The organism is Nitrosomonas sp. Nm166 (assembly GCF_900112825.1).
In the GTDB taxonomy this organism is placed as follows: domain Bacteria; phylum Pseudomonadota; class Gammaproteobacteria; order Burkholderiales; family Nitrosomonadaceae; genus Nitrosomonas.
This window is the reverse complement of the sequence record NZ_FONE01000017.1, coordinates 50,009-57,054: the sequence shown is the minus strand read 5'-3', so window position 1 is coordinate 57,054 and position 7,046 is coordinate 50,009. Positions and strand designations below refer to the sequence as shown.

At 52.9% G+C, this 7,046-nt stretch carries 4 protein-coding genes; all 4 read right to left on the bottom strand.

Annotated elements, in window-relative coordinates; all coding sequences use genetic code 11:
* Positions 1-130: 130 nt before the first annotated feature.
* From atzF to BM021_RS06630, 4 genes are read right to left on the bottom strand one after another with little or no spacing between them, the layout of a single operon-like run.
* On the bottom strand, positions 131-1,945 hold the full coding sequence (atzF, locus tag BM021_RS06645) for an allophanate hydrolase (RefSeq protein WP_090720145.1): 1,815 nt from the start codon (positions 1,943-1,945) through the stop codon (positions 131-133).
* 2 nt (positions 1,946-1,947) lie between these two features.
* Positions 1,948-5,574 (bottom strand): urea carboxylase, encoded by a 3,627-nt coding sequence (uca, locus tag BM021_RS06640; RefSeq protein WP_090720134.1) that lies wholly within the window; start codon positions 5,572-5,574, stop codon positions 1,948-1,950.
* Between the two features lie 59 nt (positions 5,575-5,633).
* Entirely contained in the window at positions 5,634-6,299 is a 666-nt protein-coding gene (locus tag BM021_RS06635) for an urea amidolyase associated protein UAAP2 (RefSeq protein ID WP_090720132.1), read from the bottom strand.
* Positions 6,296-7,027, bottom strand: coding sequence for an urea amidolyase associated protein UAAP1 (locus tag BM021_RS06630; protein WP_090720130.1), 732 nt, complete (start codon positions 7,025-7,027; stop codon positions 6,296-6,298). Before BM021_RS06630 ends, BM021_RS06635 begins: the two co-directional genes overlap by 4 nt.
* Positions 7,028-7,046 lie beyond the last annotated feature (19 nt).

Sequence of the window (7,046 nt, the reverse complement as noted above, 5' to 3'; positions counted from 1 at the left end):
GAATATGGTCACCGCTGCGTGCAAACAGACCGACTTCCGCTGTACCAAGGGTTTCAGATCCATTCACATGCACCGATCCCTTGAGCACTGCCAGCTTGACAGTATGGCGGAGATAAGTGATCAGTATTGGCTATAGATTGTCCAGTTGCCGCAGGTAATTGCGCCACCCGCCAAAATGGCTGATATCTTTTGCATTGTCGATAGCATAGTATTCGCAGAGAAAACCTTGGACTGTTTCACTGTTGGCCAGCGTAATGGTGCCGATTCCTAACGGTGATGGAATATTGGCCACAAAACTGCCCAATTCGCGTACTGATAGCTCCCAAACTTCCACTTCGATGGCAACGCCTTGCTCATTTTTATTGACCCGAATTAACCCGGGACGTTGCGGCGGTTTGCCTGGCAGCGCGTAGAGCCTGTAATCAGGTGAAGTGGTTGTGCTAGTCACTAACCGACCCTGACGGCTGGTTAACTGATCGTTTAATGGCAAACCGGATAAATGCGCCCCGCAGACGGCGATGCGTACTTGGCCTGACCGGGTTGCAGGGAAGGGCGTATTCTGGGGCAGCGCAATGCCCGTTGCACCCAGCGGAAGCAAGTAGGCTTGCTGCAGCCGCTGAGCCAGATGCAGCAGCGGTTCATCCTGGTGAGCCGGTGCTACTAATGTGATGCCAAAAGGCAGCCCGTCATTCTGAAAACCGGCAGGAACGGCGATTGCGGTATAGTCGAGCAGATTCATGAAATTGGTATAGTAGCCCAGATTGGTATTGAGGCGGATCGGATCCTGCTGCATCGCTTGAATGGAATAAATCGTTCCGGCGGTTGGCGTCAGCAGACAATCAATGTTCGCCCAGGTCTGATCTGCCTGTTGCTTGATGCTGCGCAGTTGATAGATTCCATTGAAGGTATCCGCAGCGGAGTACCGTTTAGCGGTCGCAATAACTTCACGTACTGGTGCGACGATCTGATCGCTATGCAGCTCAAAAAAAGATTGAATGGCTGCATAACGCTCAGCTACCCAAGGGCCTTCATAAAGACGTCGGGCGGCTTCGAGAAAGGGCTCAAAATCGATCTCGATCGCTTCTCCGCCCAGTGCTTGCATGCGGGCTGCTGCCTCGTTGAACAAGCGCTCGCTGTCGCGATTACCGAAAAATTTCAGTTGTTGTTGGCGCGGGATGCCAAAGCGGAAATGCGATGCCACGCCAAAATTGAAACCATGTCCTTGTCTTTCCCGGGAATAGATATCGGCTGCGTCATAGGCAGTGGAAATTGTCATGATATGCGCCGCATCGGCAGCTGTAAAGGAGAAGATGGATACCGTATCGAGGGAACGGCAGGCTGGCACCATACCATGCGCTGAAAGCCAGCCTTTGGTGGGCTTGTAGCCGATCAGATTGTTAAAAGCGGCGGGCACTCTGCCGGAACCTGCGGTATCGGTGCCGAGGCTGAAACATACCTGTCCTTTGGCCACCGCGACAGCCGAACCCGAACTGGAACCGCCGGAGATATACTCGGGATTGAATGCATTGCGGCACGCACCATACGGTGATCGTGTGCCGTTCAGTCCGGTGGCGAACTGATCGAGATTGGTTTTGCCGATCGGAATGGCACCGGCATCGATCAGTCTTTGCACGACCGTTGCGCTGCGCGAGGGCGTGTAGGCAAAAGCCGGGCAGGCGGCCGTGGTCGGTATGCCCGCCAGATCGATATTATCTTTGACGGCGAAAGGTACACCATATAGCGGCAGCGCTGCCATGCCTTGTGCTTCCACTTTATGAGCATAGCTTCTCAATGATTCCAATGAAAGTGTGGCAATCCAGATATGATCCGGATCATTCTGTATCTCGGCATGAATGGCTTCGACCACCTGAACCGGTGATAGCGCACCGCTCGCATAACGTTGCAGCAAAGAGGGTATGTCACCCAATGGGAGAAACTTTTGCATCATCACTGCTGCTCCTGAATGATCAGCAGCACCTGCCCGGCGGATACGTACCCGCCTTGTTTACAGAACAATTGCCGCACCGTGCCGGTAACTGGAGCATCCACTGGAAACTCCATTTTCATCGATTCAATCATGATCACCGGCTTGCCTGCTTCCACAGACTCACCTTCTTTGACCAGTACCTTCCAGACCGTGCCGGTTACTTGGGAACTGATGGCTTGCGCCCCTTCCGGTAAGTCCAGCTCGCTTTGCGTATCCGCTTCCTCCAGCACATCTTCACTGGCGTAATGGGATAAGTTGCTGGCTTCCCAGCGTTGTCGCTCGGCTTCAAATGCAGCCTGTTGCTTGGCCTTGAATGCGCTAATGCTGTCAGCCTGCTGTTGCAGGAAAGCGTTGTACTGTCTCAGGTTTAATAGAGTTTCTTCGATGCGCAGTTTGAAGTGTCCGCTGATGAAATCCTTGCGCAGTTTGAGCAGTTCGCTTTCACTGACCGGATAGAAACGGATTTGATCGAAGAAACGCAACAACCACGGTTGACCGTCCTTGAAATCAGCTGTCTGACGGTAGCGATTCCACATTTGCACAGTACGGCCGACGAACTGATAGCCGCCCGGGCCTTCCATGCCGTACACGCACAAATAGGCGCCGCCGATGCCGACGGCGTTTTCAGGCGTCCAGGTACGTGCCGGATTGTATTTGGTAGTCACTAGGCGATGACGCGGATCGAGCGGGGTCGCCACTGGTGCGCCCAGGTAGACATCGCCCAATCCCATGACCAGATAACTGGCGGCAAATACGATATGCTGAACGTCCTCAACGCTTTCCAGTCCGTTAATGCGGCGGATAAATTCGATATTGCTCGGACACCAGGGAGCGTCGCTACGCACCGATTGCATATATTTCTCGATAGCCAGCCGCGTGGCGGCATCATCCCAGGATAAAGGCAGATGGATGATGCGAGACGGTACCTCCATGTCATCAACGGCAGGCAATTGGCTTTCACCTGCGATCAGAAGTTCCAGTAATGCCTCGCGTGCCAGCCGACGGGAATCAAAATGAATCTGCAGAGAGCGGATGCCAGGTGTCAGATCCAGGATGCCGGAAAGTTTGCCGTCATCGATGCGCTGCTGCAGCCAAGTCATTAATGCATGAGCACGAAAGCGCAGATTCAGATCGAGTACAGGTGGCCCATACTCGATTAATAGATATTTATCGCCGGATTGGCGGTAAGTCACCTGCACCTGGTCTTCGCTCTCGGGAGTGCAATGCAAAACAGGATTGCCTGGTTTTGCGGATGGAGAATAGGCTGGTGAGCTTGCCTCGGCATGAAGCTGCTGAATCAGTAAATTCTGTTGTTTTTCTAGTAGAAGCGCTTGTTCTATCGATATGGGATAGAAATGAATGCTATCACCGGGTTTGAGTTGTCCAGTCTTCCACAATTCTGCCTGAACAATGGTGACTGGACACACGAAACCGCCCAGGCTGGGGCCATCAGGACCCAAGATGATGGGCATATCTCCGGTAAAATCAACCGCACCGATGGCATAAGCGTTATCGTGAATATTGGAGGGATGCAGGCCGGCTTCGCCGCCATCGCTGCGTGCCCATTGCGGCTTCGGACCGATCAGACGTACGCCAGTGCGGCTGGAGTTATGGTGTACTTTCCAGTCAGCGGCAAAAAATTGTTCGATATCAGCTTCGGTAAAAAAATCGGGTGCACCATGCGGTCCATACAATACCGCGATCTCCCAATGATTCATATAACGCGGAATCAATGCCTGCGGTAAATGCTGTGAAAAAGCAGGCTGCGGAGACGGAAGCGACGGGATATGCAACACATCACCGACACGCAGCACGCGTCCCGCATGTCCGCCGAACTGCCCAAGCGTGAAAGTAGATTTACTGCCCAGGTAATCCGGCACCTGGAATCCACCATGTACAGCCAGATAAACCCGGCTGCCGGCTTGCTTGACTTTGCCGAATTGCAATAACGAACCGGCTTTGACGGCATGAGACTGCCATTGCGGCAACGGTTCACTGTCCAATGACACATCGATAGGCGCGCCACAGATGGCGATAATGCTGTCGCAATTAAAACGCAACGTCGGGCCTGCGAGCGTGATTTCCAGGCCGGCGCTATCTTCAGGATTATTGACCAGCCGATTGGCAAGACGAAAGGCGAGGTTATCCATAGGGCCGGAAGGCGGAACACCCACATTCCAGTAGCCGATCCGCCCGGGATAATCCTGTATCATGGTCTGCACACCGGCATTTAGAAAGTCGATACTATGCGGTTGATAATGGAATCCATTGAGGAACTGCGTGTGCGATTGGCCGTTACGGAACACCGTGCTGTGCAGAATCTGCTTGAGATAGGCAAGATTGGTTTCAATCCCATGCAGCGATGTTTGATCCAATGCAGCTAGCAGCCTGATGATGGCTGCTTCGCGCTCTGGTGCATGCACGATGATCTTGGCCAGCATCGGGTCATAAAATGCCGAAACTTCAATGCCGCGCTCAACCCAGGTTTCAACACGCGCGGCAGTGGAAAATTCCGCTGCCGTGAGTGTGCCGCTGGAAGGTTGAAAATCTTTTGCCGGATTTTCGGCGTATACCCGTACCTGAATGGAGGCTCCGCTGGGCTGGATGGTGAAAGAGTCGATAGAAGGCAGATCTCCAGCCGCCTGCCGCACCATCCATTCGACCAGATCAATGCCGGTGGCTTCCTCAGTCACACCATGTTCGACCTGCAGGCGGGTATTGACCTCGAGAAAATAAAATTGGCCATTGGCGGCATCAAAAATATATTCAACCGTACCGGCGGATTGATAGTTGACGGCTTTACCCAGGCGCACCGCGGTATCCAGCAATGCCTGGCGCAGATGCGGTGCCAGGTTGGGGGCGGGCGTTTCCTCGATGACTTTCTGGTTGCGCCGTTGCATGGAACAGTCACGCTCGCCCAGTGCGACGACCTGGCCTTTGCCGTCGCCGAAAATCTGCACTTCGATATGGCGCGCCTGGTCGACATATTTTTCCAGAAATAAACCGGCATCCCTGAAGTTATTTTGTGCCAGTGTTTTGACCGATTCGTAGGCACCGGTCAATTCCTCCTGATTCCAGCACAGGCGCATGCCGATGCCGCCGCCGCCGGCGGTGCTTTTCAGCATCACGGGATAACCGATATGCTTGGCCTGATGGCACGCATCGTTCAGGTTTTCCAGCAAGCCGCTTCCCGGCAGCAGTGGCACCTCATTTTCCAGTGCCAGGGCGCGTGCTGTGTGCTTCAGGCCAAAGGCGCGCATTTGCTGTGGCGTAGGACCGATAAAACAGATGCCATGTGCAGCGCATTGCTCGGCAAAATCGGCCTTTTCGCTGAGAAAGCCATAGCCGGGATGAATCGCCTGGGCACCGGTTTGCTGGGCAACTTCCAGGATTTTGTCAGTGCGCAAATAACTCTCCGCAGCGAGTCCACTGCCAATACAATAAGCTTCATCGGCTTCTGTAACATGCCGCGATAAAGCATCGGCTTCGGTATAAACTGCTACGCTTTTTACCTGCATGCGGCGCAGCGTGCGGATGATACGGCAGGCAATGGCACCGCGGTTGGCAATCAGGATTTTCTCGAACATGGCGTTATCCTCTTTCTAAATGAATGATCAGCCGAATTCAGTGGCCCAAGGTACAGTCATTACTGAGAATCCCAGATCAGCAAGCGGATCGGTGTTGGATTATAGGCATTGCACGGATTGTTGAGTTGTGGACAATTCGAAATCAATACCAACACATCCATTTCAGCACGCATTTCGACGTATTTGCCGGGTGCAGAGACGCCATCGGCAAATTCCAGCCCACCTGCTTCTGTGACTGGCACGTTCATAAAGAAATTGATATTGCTCGGCAAATCGCGCTTGCTCATGCCGAGTTGCTCGCAAGCTGTCTCATGCGCCAATGCATGCAGGAAATTATCCCGGCAACTGTGCATCGGATATTTTTCCAAGGCGTAGCGCACCGTGTTGCTTTCTGCGGCACAGGCACCACCCAGCGTGTCATGACGCCCACATGTATCCGCCACAATCGTGAGCATGACATTGCCAAAATTCGAGTAGAGTTTGCTGTCATTGGTCAGATACAGCTTGTTCTGGGTACGAATGGTATCGGTGACACTATAACGTTCTAATGCGTGATTGGCATTGAAAAACAATGTATCGACGGCTTGGTTGCCTTCCAGATCAACGATACGGAAAATTTGTCCTTGCTTGACGATTCCGACCCAGGGTTCACCGGCCGCACAAATTTCATCAACCACGGCGAGATCAGGATTGAGTCTGCTTTCTGCAAATGCATGCGTGTTCATAGCGCACCTCCACAGGGTTGATATAGCCGGTGAGTATTGTGCAATCCTCTGACATTCTCGGCGATTTGCTGACATGCCGAGGCTGTTGCGGCAGATGTCACAAATGCTGCTAGATCGACAGCACCGGGCTGGTAAGCTGGCTTTGTGTCCAGCGGATGCGGGGCGGCAGAGAGGATGACCAAGGTATCCATCTCAAAACTCAGATCCACATGATCACCTGCCTGGCTGTTGCCGACATGAAATGACAATTCGCCGTCAGCATCCGCAGTGACTTTGCTGAAAAAATTGATGTTGGATACAATGTCGCGCATTCCCAACCCCCATTTGCCCAGTTCGATCAGCATGCCATCCAGGCCGCTGCGAAACATTTGATTACGATGCTCCTGATAGCGCGCAACACCATATTTCTGTTGGATTGATTTGGCGTCGCTTAATCCGCATACCGTATCATTCCAGCCTGCAGTATCTGCCGTAATACAGCAGAAAATCCGCCCCATATCCGAATAGCATGCATGCCCTTTAGTCAAGCGGAAGGTGTGCTGTGCTTTCAATGTATCCGCCATGTTGTAGCGTTCGAGCTTTTCTTCCTGGTTAAAGAACAGAACAGCCGCATTCGCACCGCCCTGTACATCGGTCAAACGGAGTGTGACGCCACAATGCAGGATGCCAGACCAATGACATCCGCCCGGAATAGATTGTTGCCAAAGCAATGCATTTTGTTGATTCATGATAGATCCTTTTGAAAAC